The 13,849-nt window shown below is 63.7% G+C and carries 14 protein-coding genes; 10 read left to right on the top strand and 4 right to left on the bottom strand.

All coding sequences use genetic code 11. The annotated features are described in order from the left end of the window. Positions 1 to 66 precede the first annotated feature (66 nt). The 5 genes from FJ423_RS07235 to recJ all read left to right on the top strand — a co-directional run bounded on the left by FJ423_RS07235 (position 67) and on the right by recJ (position 6,186). Positions 67 to 471, top strand: a complete 405-nt coding sequence (locus FJ423_RS07235) for a hypothetical protein (protein ID WP_181174736.1) — start codon at positions 67 to 69, stop codon at positions 469 to 471. A 41-nt stretch (positions 472 to 512) separates the two neighbouring features. Beyond that, a complete protein-coding gene (locus tag FJ423_RS07230) occupies positions 513 to 1,730 on the top strand; it encodes an LL-diaminopimelate aminotransferase (protein WP_140840414.1) in 1,218 nt (405 codons plus the stop codon). 57 nt (positions 1,731 to 1,787) lie between these two features. Then, a complete protein-coding gene (locus FJ423_RS07225; protein ID WP_140543749.1) occupies positions 1,788 to 3,101 on the top strand; it encodes a homoserine dehydrogenase in 1,314 nt (437 codons plus the stop codon). A 179-nt stretch (positions 3,102 to 3,280) separates the two neighbouring features. Continuing rightward, entirely contained in the window at positions 3,281 to 4,264 is a 984-nt protein-coding gene (glpX, locus tag FJ423_RS07220) for a class II fructose-bisphosphatase (protein WP_140840412.1), read from the top strand. Positions 4,265 to 4,401: 137 nt separating this feature from the next. Continuing rightward, positions 4,402 to 6,186: a single-stranded-DNA-specific exonuclease RecJ gene (recJ, locus tag FJ423_RS07215; protein ID WP_140840410.1), complete on the top strand. Its 1,785-nt coding sequence runs from the start codon at positions 4,402 to 4,404 to the stop codon at positions 6,184 to 6,186. A 26-nt stretch (positions 6,187 to 6,212) separates the two neighbouring features. On the opposite strand, the gene FJ423_RS07210 is transcribed toward recJ, so the two are convergent. The 3 genes from FJ423_RS07210 to folE form a co-directional block, all read right to left on the bottom strand. Continuing rightward, entirely contained in the window at positions 6,213 to 7,178 is a 966-nt protein-coding gene (locus FJ423_RS07210; protein ID WP_140840548.1) for a patatin family protein, read from the bottom strand. A gap of 84 nt (positions 7,179 to 7,262) precedes the next feature. Beyond that, positions 7,263 to 7,721: a phosphoribosyl-AMP cyclohydrolase gene (gene hisI / locus FJ423_RS07205; protein WP_140840408.1), complete on the bottom strand. Its 459-nt coding sequence runs from the start codon at positions 7,719 to 7,721 to the stop codon at positions 7,263 to 7,265. Between the two features lie 43 nt (positions 7,722 to 7,764). Next, entirely contained in the window at positions 7,765 to 8,397 is a 633-nt protein-coding gene (gene folE / locus FJ423_RS07200; protein WP_095765060.1) for a GTP cyclohydrolase I FolE, read from the bottom strand. Positions 8,398 to 8,634: 237 nt separating this feature from the next. Here folE and FJ423_RS07195 point away from each other — a divergent pair, with 237 nt between their 5' ends. After that, entirely contained in the window at positions 8,635 to 9,081 is a 447-nt protein-coding gene (locus tag FJ423_RS07195) for an iron-sulfur cluster assembly scaffold protein (protein ID WP_140627330.1), read from the top strand. Positions 9,082 to 9,090: 9 nt separating this feature from the next. Here the strand turns inward: FJ423_RS07195 and FJ423_RS07190 are convergent, their stop codons facing one another. Further along, a complete protein-coding gene (locus FJ423_RS07190; RefSeq protein WP_140840406.1) occupies positions 9,091 to 9,996 on the bottom strand; it encodes a LysR substrate-binding domain-containing protein in 906 nt (301 codons plus the stop codon). Between the two features lie 93 nt (positions 9,997 to 10,089). Between FJ423_RS07190 and FJ423_RS07185 the strand changes: the two genes are divergently transcribed. The 4 genes from FJ423_RS07185 (at position 10,090) to thrS (ending at position 13,787) form a co-directional block, all read left to right on the top strand. After that, positions 10,090 to 10,293, top strand: coding sequence for a hypothetical protein (locus FJ423_RS07185; RefSeq protein ID WP_140840404.1), 204 nt, complete (start codon positions 10,090 to 10,092; stop codon positions 10,291 to 10,293). Between the two features lie 16 nt (positions 10,294 to 10,309). After that, positions 10,310 to 10,690, top strand: coding sequence for a membrane protein insertion efficiency factor YidD (yidD, locus tag FJ423_RS07180; protein WP_140840402.1), 381 nt, complete (start codon positions 10,310 to 10,312; stop codon positions 10,688 to 10,690). A 145-nt stretch (positions 10,691 to 10,835) separates the two neighbouring features. Continuing rightward, complete coding sequence (blaOXA, locus tag FJ423_RS07175) at positions 10,836 to 11,648, top strand: class D beta-lactamase (RefSeq protein ID WP_140840400.1); 813 nt, start codon at positions 10,836 to 10,838, stop codon at positions 11,646 to 11,648. Positions 11,649 to 11,813: 165 nt separating this feature from the next. Further along, positions 11,814 to 13,787, top strand: a complete 1,974-nt coding sequence (gene thrS, locus FJ423_RS07170) for a threonine--tRNA ligase (protein ID WP_140840398.1) — start codon at positions 11,814 to 11,816, stop codon at positions 13,785 to 13,787. Positions 13,788 to 13,849: the final 62 nt, after the last annotated feature.

Raw genomic sequence — 13,849 nt, 5'->3', positions numbered from 1 at the left:
TGACATATTACCATGGGACATCTGACCGGGTCCAATTCGCTCTAACCCGGCTGCCAGGAAAACAATATGACGATTAATGTTGGCGGGACTTTTTTTCTCAAGCCGGGTTCGATTTGCCGCATGGCGCTGATGGCGGGGCTGGTCGGCATGCTGCTGCCCGCTGCCGGCTGCACGAGCAACAGCACGAACAATGCGCCGACGGCGCTGACCGAAGGTCCGAGGGACACCGGTTCCTATCCGAACCTCAACATCCCGCCGCAGGTGGCCGCCAAGCAGCTCACCAAGGAAGAGACCGCGGCGAACCTCGCCCAGCTCAAGGCCGAGGAGCAGATGCAGATTGCCAAGGGCAGCGGCGTCAAGGCGCCGGCGAATTCGGCAGCGCTCAACACTTTGGCCAAGACGCATGGCGCCGACACGCTGAAGCAGATCGAGGGCAAATGCGACCCCGCCCTCGACCCTAGCTGCAATTAGGTCTATATCGCGCGCCGAAACTCTGATGGTCTGGAACTGAAATGGAAGAATTTCACAAGGTCCGCCGGCTTCCGCCTTACGTGTTCGAGCAGGTCAACCGGCTGAAGGCCAGCGCCCGTTCGCGCGGCGCCGACATCATCGACCTTGGCATGGGCAATCCGGACCTGCCGACGCCGAAAGCCATCGTCGACAAATTGTGCGAAGTGGTGCGCGATCCGCGTACGCATCGCTACTCTGCTTCGCGCGGCATTCCGGGCCTGCGGCGCGCCCAGGCAAATTATTATCAGCGCCGCTTCGGCGTGAAGCTCAATCCCGACACGCAAGTGGTGGCGACGCTGGGCTCGAAGGAGGGCTTCGCCAACATGGCGCAGGCGATCACCGCGCCCGGCGACGTTATCCTGTGCCCCAACCCGACCTATCCTATCCACGCCTTCGGCTTCATCATGTCGGGCGGGGTGATCCGCTCGCTGCAGGTGGAGCCCGATGACGGCTTCATCCCGGCGGTCGAGCGCGGCATCCGTCATTCGATCCCGAAGCCGCTGGCGCTGATCCTCAATTATCCGTCGAACCCGACGGCGCTTGTCGCCTCGCTCGATTTCTACAAGGATGTGGTGGCCTTCGCGAAGAAGAACGACATCATCATCCTGTCGGATCTCGCCTATTCGGAAATCTATTTCGACGGCAATCCGCCGCCGTCGGTGCTGCAGGTGCCAGGCGCGATGGATGTCTGCGTCGAGTTCACCTCGATGTCGAAGACCTTTTCCATGCCCGGGTGGCGCATGGGCTTCGCGGTCGGCAACGAGCGGCTGATTTCGGCGCTAACGCGGGTGAAGTCCTACCTCGACTATGGCGCGTTCACACCGATCCAGGTTGCGGCGGCGCATGCGCTGAACGGCGACGGCGCGGACATCGAGGAGGTGCGCGAGGTCTACCACAAGCGGCGCGACGTGATGGTCGATTCCTTCGGGCGCGCCGGCTGGACCATTCCCGCGCCGGCGGCCTCGATGTTCGCCTGGGCGCCGATCCCGGAGCCGTTTCGCCATCTCGGCTCGCTGGAATTCTCCAAGCTGCTCATCGAGCATGCGGATGTCGCGGTGGCGCCGGGCGTCGGCTTCGGCGAGCATGGCGACGACTATGTGCGCCTGGCGCTGGTCGAGAACGAGCACCGGATCCGCCAGGCCGCGCGCAACATCAAGAAGTTCCTCGCGACCACCGCGAAGCAGCCCAACAATGTGGTGCCTTTAGCCGCTCGTCGTTGAGTTGCCTGACATTTTTTGCACCTGACATTTTTTGCAAGTTGAGGGGCGTCGCCGGTCATGGCTGAAGCATTGCGTGTTGGAATTGCCGGCCTTGGCACGGTGGGCGCCTCGGTGGCGCGCGTGCTGCGCGACAAGGCGGCCGAGCTTACCCGGCAGTGCGGTCGCGACATCGTTGTGACCGCCGTTTCGGCCCGCGATCCGAAACGCGACCGAGGTATCGATCTTAGCGTCGCCAAATGGTTCGACGATCCGGTCAAGCTGGCCGAAAAGGCCGATATCGACGTCTTTGTCGAGCTGATCGGCGGCGACGAAGGGCCGGCGCGTCTGTCGGTGAAGGCGGCGCTCGAGGCCGGGCGCCATGTCGTGACCGCCAACAAGGCGCTGCTTGCCAAGCATGGCGTGGCGCTTGCCGAGATCGCTGAGAAGAAGGGTGTGCTGCTCAACTACGAGGCGGCGGTGGCCGGCGGCATCCCGGTCATCAAGACGATGCGCGAGGCGATGGCCGGCAATGCGGTGACCCGTGTCTTCGGCATCCTCAACGGCACCTGCAACTACATCCTGACCCGCATGGAAGCCGAAGGCATCTCCTTCGACGCCTGCCTGAAGGATGCGCAGCGGCTCGGCTACGCCGAGGCCGATCCGACCTTCGACATCGAGGGCCACGATACGGCGCACAAATTGTCGATCCTGACCAGCCTTGCCTTCGGCACCAGGATCGCCGCCGGCGACATCTATATGGAAGGCATCTCCAACATCACCCAGGCCGACATCCGCGCGGCCGGCGATCTCGGCTACCGCATCAAGCTGCTCGGCGTCGCCCAGCGCACCGACAGCGGCATAGAGCAGCGTGTCCATCCGACCATGGTGCCGACGGCGTCGGTCATCGCGCAGGTGCATGGCGTCACCAACGCGGTGGCGATCGAGACCGATATCCTGGGCGAGCTCCTGCTCTCGGGTCCGGGCGCGGGCGGCAATGCCACCGCCTCGGCGGTCGTCGGCGACATCGCCGACATCGCCAAGAGCCGACCGGGCTTCCAGCATGGCCCGGTCTTCGGCTGGCCGGCGAAGGAATTGAAGCCTTACAAGAAAGCGCAGATGCGCAGCCATGCCGGCGGCTATTTCATCCGGTTGACCGTGCATGACCGCACGGGCGTCTTCGCGGCCATCGCCAAACGCATGGCCGACAACGACATCTCGCTGGAATCGATCGTCCAGCAGGCGGCCGGCGCGGAAACGCAGGCGCAGAAGACGGTCATCCTCGTTACCCACGAGACGACGGAAGCGGCGGTGCGCAAGGCCGTCGAAGGCATCACCAAGGACGGTCATCTGACCGACAAGCCGCAGGTGATCCGCATCGAGCGGGCGGAATAAACCAAGTCCGGTTTCGTCTTCAATCGATTGATTTTGCTGTCATTTCGGAAAATGAACCGGGAAGTCTTGCCGTTGTCATGGAGCTTTGCCAGAAAAAGCGCGCCTCTGGCGGGAGGAGCGATTCCGGCGCTCAAAGGTTGTGGAATTGCTCGAAGCAAACGACACGAGGAATGCCATCCATGAACATCGCCCAGAACATCGCCGCCGGTCTCGACCGGATCCTTACGATGGAAGTCGTGCGTGTGACCGAACGGGCTGCTGTCGCGGCCGCCAGGCTGCGCGGGCGCGGCGATGAGAAGGCCGCCGATCAGGTGGCGGTGGACGCGATGCGCCAGGAGCTCAACCGGCTGGCCATCAAGGGCACGGTGGTAATCGGCGAGGGGGAGCGCGACGAGGCGCCGATGCTCTATATCGGCGAGGAGGTCGGCACCGGCAAAGGTCCGGCCGTCGACATCGCGCTCGATCCGCTCGAGGGCACGACGATCTGCGCCAAGAACCTGCCCAACGCGCTGGCCGTCATCGCCATCGCGGAAAAGGGCAGCCTGCTGTTCGCGCCCGATGTCTATATGGACAAGATCGCTATCGGCCCCGGCTATCCCGAAGGTCTGATCGACATCGACGCCTCGCCGGCCGAAAACCTCGCCAATCTGGCCAAAGCCAAGGGCGTGGCCGTTTCCGATATCACCGCCTGCATCCTCGACCGGCCGCGTCACGCCAAGCTGATCGACGCCGTGCGCGCCACGGGTGCGGCGATCCGGCTGATCGGCGACGGCGATGTCGCCGGCGTTATCCACACCACCGATCCGGACGAGACCGGCATCGACATCTATCTCGGCACCGGCGGCGCGCCGGAGGGCGTGCTGGCGGCGGCCGCACTTCGCTGCACCGGCGGACAAATGCAGGGCCGGCTGATCCTCGACACGCCGGAGAAGGTGGCGCGCGCGCACCAAATGGGCATTTCCGACCCGAAGCGGATCTATCGCGCCCAGGACATGGCGCGCGGCGACGTGCTGTTCGCGGCGACCGGCGTCAGCGACGGCAATTTGCTCGACGGGGTGAAGTTCGGCCGCACCTTCATCACCACGCATACCATCGTGCTGCGGTCGTCCTCGCGCACGGTGCGCGAGATCAAGGCGCGTCACCAGGATCTGGATAAGTTCTGATTTGCCTTCGTCCGGGCGCTTTGCCGCAATTCGAGGAAAACGTTCCACACCTTTCCCGGTTTGCCCGCTTCCCCGCAATTGCTCCGGCCGTCGCATATTGATATCTGCGCAATAATGATGTGCAGACGGCGCGTCGCATGACGGGCGAGAAACGGTTCTTCCTCGATGTCAGGCAGTCGGCGACCGGTGTTTCGTGGGAACACCGGCTGACCGAGCGCCAGGACATGGCCGCCTTGGCCATGGCGCAGGGCCATGGCGTGCCCGACATCGTGGCGCGAGTGCTTGCCGGGCGCGGCGTCAGCGTGGAGCAGACCGCGCGCTTCCTCGATCCGACCATTCGCGAGCTTCTGCCGAATCCAGCATCGCTGACCGATATGGAGAAAGCGGCGGCGAGGCTGGCCGATGCGATCGTCGCCCACGAAAAAGTGGCGATCTTCGGCGATTACGATGTCGACGGCGCGGCCTCGTCGGCGCTGTTAAAACGCTTTCTCACGCATTTTTCGGTGCCGTCCGAAATCTACATCCCGGACCGCATCTTCGAAGGCTACGGGCCCAATCCGGAAGCGATGCGGGACTTGATCTCGCGCGGCGCGAAGCTGATCGTCACCGTCGACTGCGGCACCAACAGCGCGACGTCGATCGACGCGGCCAGGCAAGCCGGCGCCGATGTCGTGGTGCTCGATCATCACCAGGTCGGCGGTCCGTTGCCGGCGGCGGACGCCGTGGTCAATCCCAATCGCGAGGACGACCTGTCGGGGCAGGGACATCTGTGCGCCGCCGGCGTCGTCTTCCTGTGCCTGGTACAGACGGCCAAAGTGCTGCGCGAGAGGCTGCCGAATGCCGCACCGGTCGACCTGCTTTCGATGCTCGATCTGGTGGCGCTGGCGACGGTCTGTGACGTGGTCCCGCTCACCGGCGTCAACCGCGCCTTCGTCGTCAAGGGGCTGCAGGTGTTGCGCCAGCAGAAGAATGAGGGGCTGGCGGCGCTGGCGCGGGTCTCGCGCATCGGCGAGCCGATCAACACCTTCCATCTGTCATTCCTGATCGGCCCGCGCATCAATGCCGGCGGCCGCATCGGCGATGCCGCGCTCGGCAGCCGGCTTCTGGCCACCGACGATCCCGTCGAGGCGGCGGGCATTGCCGAGACGCTGGACCGGCTGAACCAGGAACGGCAGCAGATGGAACAGGAGATGCTGGCGCAGGCGCGCGCCGAGGCCGATGCGGAGCTTGCGGGCGGCAACGGTCCGGCAGTCATCGTCACCGCCAGCAACAGCTGGCATCCGGGCATCGTCGGGCTGATCGCCTCGCGGCTCAAGGATCATGCGCGCCGGCCGGCCTTCGCCATCGCCTTCAACTCGACCGGCATCGGCACGGGCTCCGGCCGCTCGGTGACCGGCTTCGATCTCGGCCGGCTGGTGCGCGAGGCTGCCGAGGCCGGGCTGATCGTCAAGGGCGGTGGCCACGCGATGGCCGCGGGCATCACCGTCGAGCGCTCCAAGCTCGGCGAACTGCGCGCCTTTTTTGAGGAGCGCGCCGCAGCCGACGTGTTTCGCCTGCAGAACGAGGAGAGCCTGGCGATCGACGGCGCCTTGGCCGCCGAGGGCGCCACGATCGCGCTGCTCGACGCGCTGGAGAAAGCCGGGCCGTTCGGGGCCGGGCACATCGCGCCGGTGTTCGTGCTGCCGCGCCATCGGCTGGCCGACGCGCGCGCGATCGGCACCAACCACATTCGGGTGGACCTGCAGTCGCAAAGCGGCGGCAACATCCAAGCCATAGCGTTCCGTGCGGTCGACACCGCGCTCGGCGAATTCCTGTTTAAAAACAGGGGCAGGACCGTGCATATCGCCGGTTCGTTGTCGGGCAATTACTGGAACGGAAACCGCATGGTGCAGTTCCGCATCAGCGATGCGGCACTCGCCTGAATCTCAACACAACTCAAGGATTGCGATCAGACCAGGACGGACTGCAGCCGGGTCAGTTCGTTGATCTGGGACTTCGTCGCCTGATAGCCGAGGCTGATCGCCTCGTCGGCGCGGTGGAATTCGGTCAGGCCGATATGGCTGAGTTTGGGCTGCAGCGACATGTCCGGCGGGTCGCCGGCCAGCCGGGCGCGCGAAATCCGGTCCTGGATGATGTTGAACGCCTCGACCATCACGCCGGTGATGCCAAGGCGGGTATGATGGGCCTGATGCTCGGGCTGGCCGAGTCTCGGCGCGTCATTCTCCACGACCAGTTCGCCGGCGCTGTGCTTTATCACGGCGGCGCGGCCGAACAGGTCGTAGTGCAGGTTGACGGCGACCACGAGCGGCTGCTCATAGGCGCGGCAGACCGACACAGGCACCGGATTGACCAGCGCGCCGTCGACCAGGATGCGGCCGTTGCAGTTCACCGGCTCGAAAACGCCGGGCAGCGCGTAGGAGGCGCGCATGGCGGTGATCAGCGAGCCATTCGACAGCCAGATCTCATGGCCGGTGCGAATTTCCGAAGTGACGGCGACAAAGGGCTTCGACAAGTTCTCGAAGCGGACGCCGGCCAGATGCTCGCGCAGCCGCGCGTCGAGCTTCATGCCGCCGAACAGGCCGCTGCCGCGCAGATTGAGATCAAGAAGGCCGAAGATGCGCCGCTTGGTCAGGCTTCGGGCAAACTCCTCCAGCTCGTCCAGCTTGCCGGCAAGGTAGCAGCCGCCGACCAGCGCGCCGATCGAGGTGCCGGCAATCATCGATACTTCGATGCCGGCCTCGTCGAGCGCGCGCAGCACACCGATATGGGCCCAGCCCCTGGCGCAACCGCCGCCGAGCGCCAGCGAAATGCCGATTTTCTTCTGAGAGGTCGGGTCAGACGCGCCGCCGGACGATGCCGGGCCATTGGCCTCCCGAACGTCAGGTCTGCTGCGCAATGACGCCCATTCGAGCATCATGATCTCCCTTGTCCCATATCCCTTCTACCAAAAGGATATTTGAGAATAGTGAATCTGAATGGTTTGTGAATATCGAATGGTTCACACCGGCTTCCGATACGTCTGGTTCGCATCGAACAGCGGCTTGCTGCCATCGCCGACAAGCACCGCCTTGCCGTCGCTGAGCCCCACCGTCCGATAAAAACAAGAACGCCGTCCGGTGTGGCAGGTTGCGTCGTGGCCCAACACTTTGACGCGCAACCATATCGCGTCTTGGTCACAATCCGTGCGCATCTCGACAACCTGCTGGAAATTGCCCGAGGTTTCGCCCTTCTTCCACAGCGCGTTGCGTGATCGCGACCAGTAATGGGCAATGCCGGTCTCCAGCGTCAGCGCCAGCGCCTCGGCATTCATATGCGCGACCATCAAGAGCATGCCGTCGCCGGCATCGGTGACGACGACGGTGACGAGGCCGGCCGCATCGAAGCGCGGAGAAAGGACGGAGCCTTCCTCCAGCGATTTCTTATCGGATGGGGCTTTGGGGAATTGCAGTGCCGACATCGCCGGTAGATCTTTCTTTCTAATGGCCGGCGATGGCCGGCGATCAGCCGCCGGCGCGCACCATGGTGACGAAGCGGACCTGCTCCTCCGGCGTGTCCTTGAAGACGCCGGTGAAGGTGGAGGTCAACGTGGTCGAATCCTGCTTGCGGATGCCGCGCATGGCCATGCACATATGCTCGGCCTCGAGCATGACGGCGACGCCGCGCGGGTTGAGCACGTCCTGGATGACGCCTGCGATCTGCGCGGTCATGGCCTCCTGCGTCTGCAGCCGGTGCGCGAAGATGTCGACGACGCGCGCGATCTTCGACAGGCCGACGACCTTGCCGTCAGGCAGATAGCCGACATGCGCCTTGCCGATGATCGGCACCATGTGATGCTCGCAATGCGAATGGAATTTTATGTTCCTGACGATGACGAGATCGTCATAGCCGGCGACTTCCTCGAAGGTGCGGCCAAGCTCGTCGGCCGGGCACATGTCATAGCCGTTGAACATTTCGCGGAAGGCTTTGGTGACGCGCTTGGGCGTGTCGATCAGGCCTTCGCGGTCCGGATTGTCGCCGGTCCAGCGCAAAAGTGTGCGGACGGCGGCTTCGACCTCGGCTTCGCTCGGCCGGTCGGTGACGGGCTTTTCCAAATATTCGGACGGGGGCATGATTTTCTTGATGACGGCATCCATAAAGGCGTCTCCCGTAGTCCCACTCAAAGGTGGGACGAGTTGAACGGACCACGACCTTTTGGGTGAAAATCGCCCATTTCCATCCCGCAAGCGGCGTGAACAGATGAGCAGGGACAACGGCTTTTTCGTCGCCTTGTCGATGCCCGACTGCGACCATTATATATGGTTCGAGCGGCGCGAAAGGAAGACGCGAGAGCGGCAAAGCCTGTTCGCTTGGCGGCGACGGATTGGAAAAATATGATCGACGACGTCTACAATGCGAAAATTCTCGGTTTCGCCGGGAATATAGGGCGGATCGGCCGGCTCGACGATGCCGACGCGACGGCCAGGGCGCATTCCAAATTGTGCGGCTCGACCGTCACGGTCGACCTCAAGATGGACGGCGACGTGGTGACCGATTTCGCCCATGACGTGAAGGCCTGCGCGCTCGGCCAGGCCTCGTCCTCGATCATGGCCCAGCATGTGGTCGGCGCCAGCGCCGACGAATTGCGCGCCGTGCGCGAAACCATGCTGAAGATGCTGAAGGAGAACGGCGCGCCGCCGGAAGGCCGTTTCGCCGACCTCAAATATCTGGAGCCGGTGCGCGACTACAAGGCGCGCCATGCCTCGACCATGCTGACCTTCGACGCGGTGGTCGACGCGATCGGCCAGATCGAGAAGAAGCGCGCCGAACAGGCGGCTTGAGCGCAGCGGTCAGGCCGCTTCCCTGGTCACGGCGAATTCGCTTCGTATCCAGTCGGCAAATGCCTTGGCGGGTTCCGGCAGATTCCGCAGGCTCCTGGCCACCAGCCAGTAGGCGCCGGAAGCCACATCGATATCGAACGGCTTGATCAAAGTGCCTGACGCAAGGTCCTCGCCGATCTGCAAAAGATCGCCGAGCGCCACGCCATGGCCAAGCAGGGCAGCCTGTTTCGAAAGCGAGACATCGGCCAGCATCGGGCCACGCGCGGGCACTGCGTCGGCGGGCACGCCGGCGGCCTGGAACCAGCGCGCCCAACCCTGGCGGTTTTCCTCATGCAGCAGCGTGTAATGGCGAAGGTCGATCGGCCTTTCCAGCGGAGGGCCGGAGGCGAGCAGCGCCGGCGACAGGACCGGTGAATCGACAGTCGAGGCCAGGCGCTCGGCCTCGCTACGCGGCCATGACGTGGCGTGGGCGCTAAAACGCAAGGCGAGTTCGGGCTGATCGCTGCGGAACTCGATCGGCCGTGGATCGACTTCGAGGGACACATCGATATCGGGCCGCAACTGGCGAAAGCGATTGAGCCGCGGCAGCAGCCATATGGCGGCAAGCGACGGTTCGACGCTGACGCGGACAATCGCCTGCGCGGGCGAGGCCGTAAGCTCCGAAAGCACGCGATCGATGTCGTCGAAGCTTCTGACCAATCGGTCGAGTAGCAGATGTCCCGCATCCGTCAGCTCGACGCGGCGATGGAGGCGCAGAAACAGCGGTCTGCCCAAAAAGGTCTCGAGCTCGCGTATCTGCCGGCTGATCGCGGCCTGCGAGACATAAAGCTCCTCGGCCGCCAGGCTGAAACTAAGGTGCCGGCCGGCAGATTCGAAGCTCCTGAGCGCCGTCAGCGGCAGCCGGCCACGCTTCATATCGCATAACCTCAGGTTATCCGAAGCCGAAATTATACTCGTTTGAGAAGGAAGGCCAGCGGCAGTCTAATCGGTGCTCAAAGGAGCACTGCCATGAACCAGTTCCTGGCCATTCTGAGCGACGTCATGCTGATCGCGACGTTTCAGTGGCGCGACAAGAGCCGGCACCCCGGCTGGTGCGAGGAAAGGCCCGGCAGTTCCATGCGCCAGTGGCCGACCGGCATCCTGTCCGTCGCCGCAGGCCATGAGGGGAAAGGGCGTTGCGTTCGAGGTCGGAAGGACACATCTATCGCGTAGCAAAACAACCGCGGAGATGCGGGTGGGCGACCATCCCGGACATACGCATGATGGCCGGCCAATCCAGCGCGGGCGCAACTGGCCGGGGCCTTGGCGCAAGACGCCCGGGCGCATCCTGGGGACCTCGCTCGTGCGCCTCTACCAGCTGACGCTGTCCGGCTTTGTCGGCAACAGCTGCCGGCATCTGCCGACCTGCTCCGAATATGCGCATGAGGCGATTGCCCGCCATGGCCTGTGGGCGGGCGGCTGGATGGGACTGTTCCGGGTGCTGCGCTGCGGGCCGTTTGGGACGCATGGCATCGACCGCGTGCCGGAGGTGCTTGCCCAGCGCTATGTCTGGTTCATGCCCTGGCGCTATTGGCGGATCGGCAAAAGGCACAGCGAGCCCGAAATCTGATCGCTTCGCCGTCCCGCGCGACGCGGATTTTAACGATCCGGTAGGGTTAACGCGAAGCTGCACGAACACTGCGAATTTGAGACAAAATCGAGACAAGTCGCCTCGCTAAGCCGCTCCTGCAATCCCATTCCGGAGTGACTTCGCCATGCGCCAGATGGACCGCTATCCTTTCATTTTCGCCATCGTCCTTTTCCTGCTGGCCTGGATGCTGGGCTTGCCGGTGCGGGCGCAATCGGCGCCGCTCGGCGACATCCACTGCACGCTGATCCAGGACCAGCAAAGCGGCGCAACACTTTACCAGGACGGCGTCTGCGAGCAGCGCGTCAGCCCGGCTTCTACCTTCAAGGTGCCCCTGGCGCTGATCGGCTACGATGCCGGCATCCTGAGCGACGAGCATACGCCGAGCTGGGAGTACAAGCCGGAGTTCAAGGCGGCGAAGCGCGACCAGAAGACCGTCGATCCGACGATCTGGGAGCGCGATTCCATCGTCTGGTATTCGCGCGAGATCACGCGGCGGCTCGGTGCCGAGAAGTTCGCCGGCTACATGTCGAAATTCGGCTATGGCAACAAGGATGTCTCGGGCGATGCCGGCAAGGACAACGGGCTGACGCAATCCTGGATCAATTCCTCGCTCGAAATATCGCCGGTCGAGCAGACGGCTTTCCTGCGCCAGCTGCTCGCCGGCAAGATGCCGGTGTCGGCGAAGGCGCATGAGATGACCAGGGCGATCCTGCCGACCTTCGCGGCAGGGGACTGGACGGTGCAAGGCAAGACGGGCAGCACCAGGCTCGGCCAGGACGGCAAGCGCTCGCTCGGCTGGTTCGTCGGCTGGGCCGAGAAGGGGAGCCGGCGCATCGTCTTTGCAAGGCTGGTCGTCGATGCCAAGCGTACCGGAGAGCCGAAGGGTCTCGCGACGCGGGCGGCGTTCCTGAAGGATTTGCCCGACCTCATCAAATAGAACAGCCTATCAAATAGATGGCTGGCGGCTTTACGGCGGCGGAAACTCCTCATAAAAGACTGCCGCGCCGGACGCCTCCGGCTAACCCTCTGCAAGCCGCAACGCATCCAGCGACATGCATTTCACCACCCGCGCTCGTTTGCGGGACTGGATAGGAGAACCCTGATGCCGAATTCCGTTTCCCTGACATTTCCCGATGGTTCGGTCCGCGAGTACGACGCGGCGCTGACCGGCGCCGGTCTTGCCGAATCGATCTCCAAGTCGCTGGCCAAGAAGGCTGTCGCCTATAGCCTCGACGGCACCGTTCGCGATCTTTCCGATCCGCTCGGCACGTCCGGCAAGGTCGAGATCATCACTCGCGAGGATCCGCGCGCGCTGGAGCTCATCCGCCACGATGCCGCGCATGTGCTGGCAGAGGCCGTGCAGGAGCTGTGGCCGGGAACGCAGGTGACGATCGGGCCGGTTATCGAGAACGGGTTCTATTACGACTTTGCCAGGAACGAGCCGTTCACGCCGGACGATTTTCCGGTGATCGAAAAGAAGATGCGCGAGATCATCCAGCGCAACAAGCCGTTCACCAAGGAAGTATGGTCGCGCGAGAAGGCGAAGAAGGTCTTCGCCGAGAAGGGCGAGCGCTACAAGCTTGAGCTGATCGACGCGATTCCGGAGGACCAGGACCTCAAAATCTACGCACAGGGCGACTGGTTCGACCTGTGCCGGGGTCCGCACATGGCTTCGACCGGGCAGATCGGCAATGCCTTCAAGCTCATGAAGGTGGCGGGCGCCTATTGGCGCGGCGACTCGAACAATCCGATGCTGACGCGCATCTACGGCACAGCCTTTGCCGACCAGGCGCAGCTCGATGCCTACCAGACCCTGCTGGAAGAGGCCGAGAAGCGCGACCACCGCAAGCTCGGCCGCGAGATGGACCTGTTCCATTTCCAGGAAGAGGGACCAGGCGTCGTCTTCTGGCACGCTAAGGGCTGGAAGATGGTGCAGAACCTGATCAACTACATGCGCCGCCGCCTCGACGAGCACGGCTATCAGGAAGTCAACGCGCCGCAGGTGCTGGACAAGAGCCTGTGGGAGACGTCGGGACACTGGGGCTGGTACCGTGATGCGATGTTCAAGGTCACGGTCGCCGGCGACGACACCGACGATGACCGCGTCTTCGCGCTGAAGCCGATGAATTGTCCGGGCCATGTGCAGATCTTCAAGCATGGGTTGAAGTCATACCGCGAACTGCCCGTAAAGCTTGCGGAGTTCGGCAATGTGCATCGCTACGAGCCGTCGGGCGCGCTGCACGGGCTGATGCGCGTGCGCGGCTTCACGCAAGATGACGCCCATATCTTCTGCACCGAGGAGCAACTGGCGGCCGAGTGCCTGCGCATCAACGACCTGATCCTGTCCACCTATGCCGATTTCGGCTTCGAGGAGGTCAGCGTGAAGCTGTCGACGCGGCCGGACAAGCGCGTCGGCACCGACGAGGCCTGGGACCATGCCGAGGCGATCATGAGCAATGTGCTGGAGACGATCCGCACGCGCTCCGGCAACCGCATCAAGACCTCGATCAATCCGGGCGAGGGCGCCTTCTACGGGCCGAAATTCGAATATGTGCTGAAGGACGCCATCGGCCGCGAATGGCAATGCGGCACCACGCAGGTCGACTTCAACCTGCCGGAGCGCTTCGGTGCCTTCTATATCGGCTCGGATTCGGAGAAGAAGCAGCCAGTGATGGTGCATCGCGCCGTCTGCGGCTCGATGGAGCGCTTCCTCGGCATCCTGATCGAGAACTATTCCGGCCATTTCCCGCTGTGGTTCGCACCGCTGCAGGTGGTGGTGGCGACGATCACCTCGGATGCGGACGAGTACGCCTTGAATGTGGTCGAGCGGCTGAAGGCCGCGGGGCTGCTCGCCGAAGCCGACCTGCGCAACGAGAAGATCAACTACAAGGTGCGCGAGCATTCGCTCGCCAAGGTGCCGGTCATCCTCGTCTGCGGCAGGCGCGAGGCGGAAGAGGAAACCGTCAATGTCCGCCGGCTTGGCTCCCGCGACCAGGAATCGCTGAAGCTCGACGACGCGGTGAAGCAGCTTTCCGACGAGGCGGTCTCGCCCGACCGCAAGCGTCGCGCAGCCTGACTTACCAGCGCTTCCTTGAATGGCGGTGGCGTGTCCACCGCCATTTTCATATGCCTGTCACG

Source organism: Mesorhizobium sp. B2-8-9 (assembly GCF_006439475.1).
Taxonomy (GTDB): Bacteria; Pseudomonadota; Alphaproteobacteria; order Rhizobiales; family Rhizobiaceae; genus Mesorhizobium.
The sequence above is the reverse complement of the archived record's forward strand: the minus strand, read 5'-3'. Positions and strand labels throughout refer to the sequence as shown.

Excerpts from the sequence above, each read along its gene's own strand:
- FJ423_RS07210 (WP_140840548.1), bottom strand. The coding sequence starts at position 7,178 with ATGCTCGAATGGGCGTCATTGCGCAGCAGACCTGACGTTCGGGAGGCC.
- FJ423_RS07225 (WP_140543749.1), top strand. The coding sequence starts at position 1,788 with ATGGCTGAAGCATTGCGTGTTGGAATTGCCGGCCTTGGCACGGTGGGC.
- FJ423_RS07185 (WP_140840404.1), top strand. The coding sequence starts at position 10,090 with ATGAACCAGTTCCTGGCCATTCTGAGCGACGTCATGCTGATCGCGACG.
- FJ423_RS07195 (WP_140627330.1), top strand. The coding sequence starts at position 8,635 with ATGATCGACGACGTCTACAATGCGAAAATTCTCGGTTTCGCCGGGAAT.
- FJ423_RS07190 (WP_140840406.1), bottom strand. The coding sequence starts at position 9,996 with ATGAAGCGTGGCCGGCTGCCGCTGACGGCGCTCAGGAGCTTCGAATCT.
- recJ (WP_140840410.1), top strand. The coding sequence starts at position 4,402 with ATGACGGGCGAGAAACGGTTCTTCCTCGATGTCAGGCAGTCGGCGACC.
- FJ423_RS07230 (WP_140840414.1), top strand. The coding sequence starts at position 513 with ATGGAAGAATTTCACAAGGTCCGCCGGCTTCCGCCTTACGTGTTCGAG.
- glpX (WP_140840412.1), top strand. The coding sequence starts at position 3,281 with ATGAACATCGCCCAGAACATCGCCGCCGGTCTCGACCGGATCCTTACG.
- FJ423_RS07235 (WP_181174736.1), top strand. The coding sequence starts at position 67 with ATGACGATTAATGTTGGCGGGACTTTTTTTCTCAAGCCGGGTTCGATT.
- blaOXA (WP_140840400.1), top strand. The coding sequence starts at position 10,836 with ATGCGCCAGATGGACCGCTATCCTTTCATTTTCGCCATCGTCCTTTTC.
- hisI (WP_140840408.1), bottom strand. The coding sequence starts at position 7,721 with ATGTCGGCACTGCAATTCCCCAAAGCCCCATCCGATAAGAAATCGCTG.
- thrS (WP_140840398.1), top strand. The coding sequence starts at position 11,814 with ATGCCGAATTCCGTTTCCCTGACATTTCCCGATGGTTCGGTCCGCGAG.
- folE (WP_095765060.1), bottom strand. The coding sequence starts at position 8,397 with ATGGATGCCGTCATCAAGAAAATCATGCCCCCGTCCGAATATTTGGAA.
- yidD (WP_140840402.1), top strand. The coding sequence starts at position 10,310 with ATGCGGGTGGGCGACCATCCCGGACATACGCATGATGGCCGGCCAATC.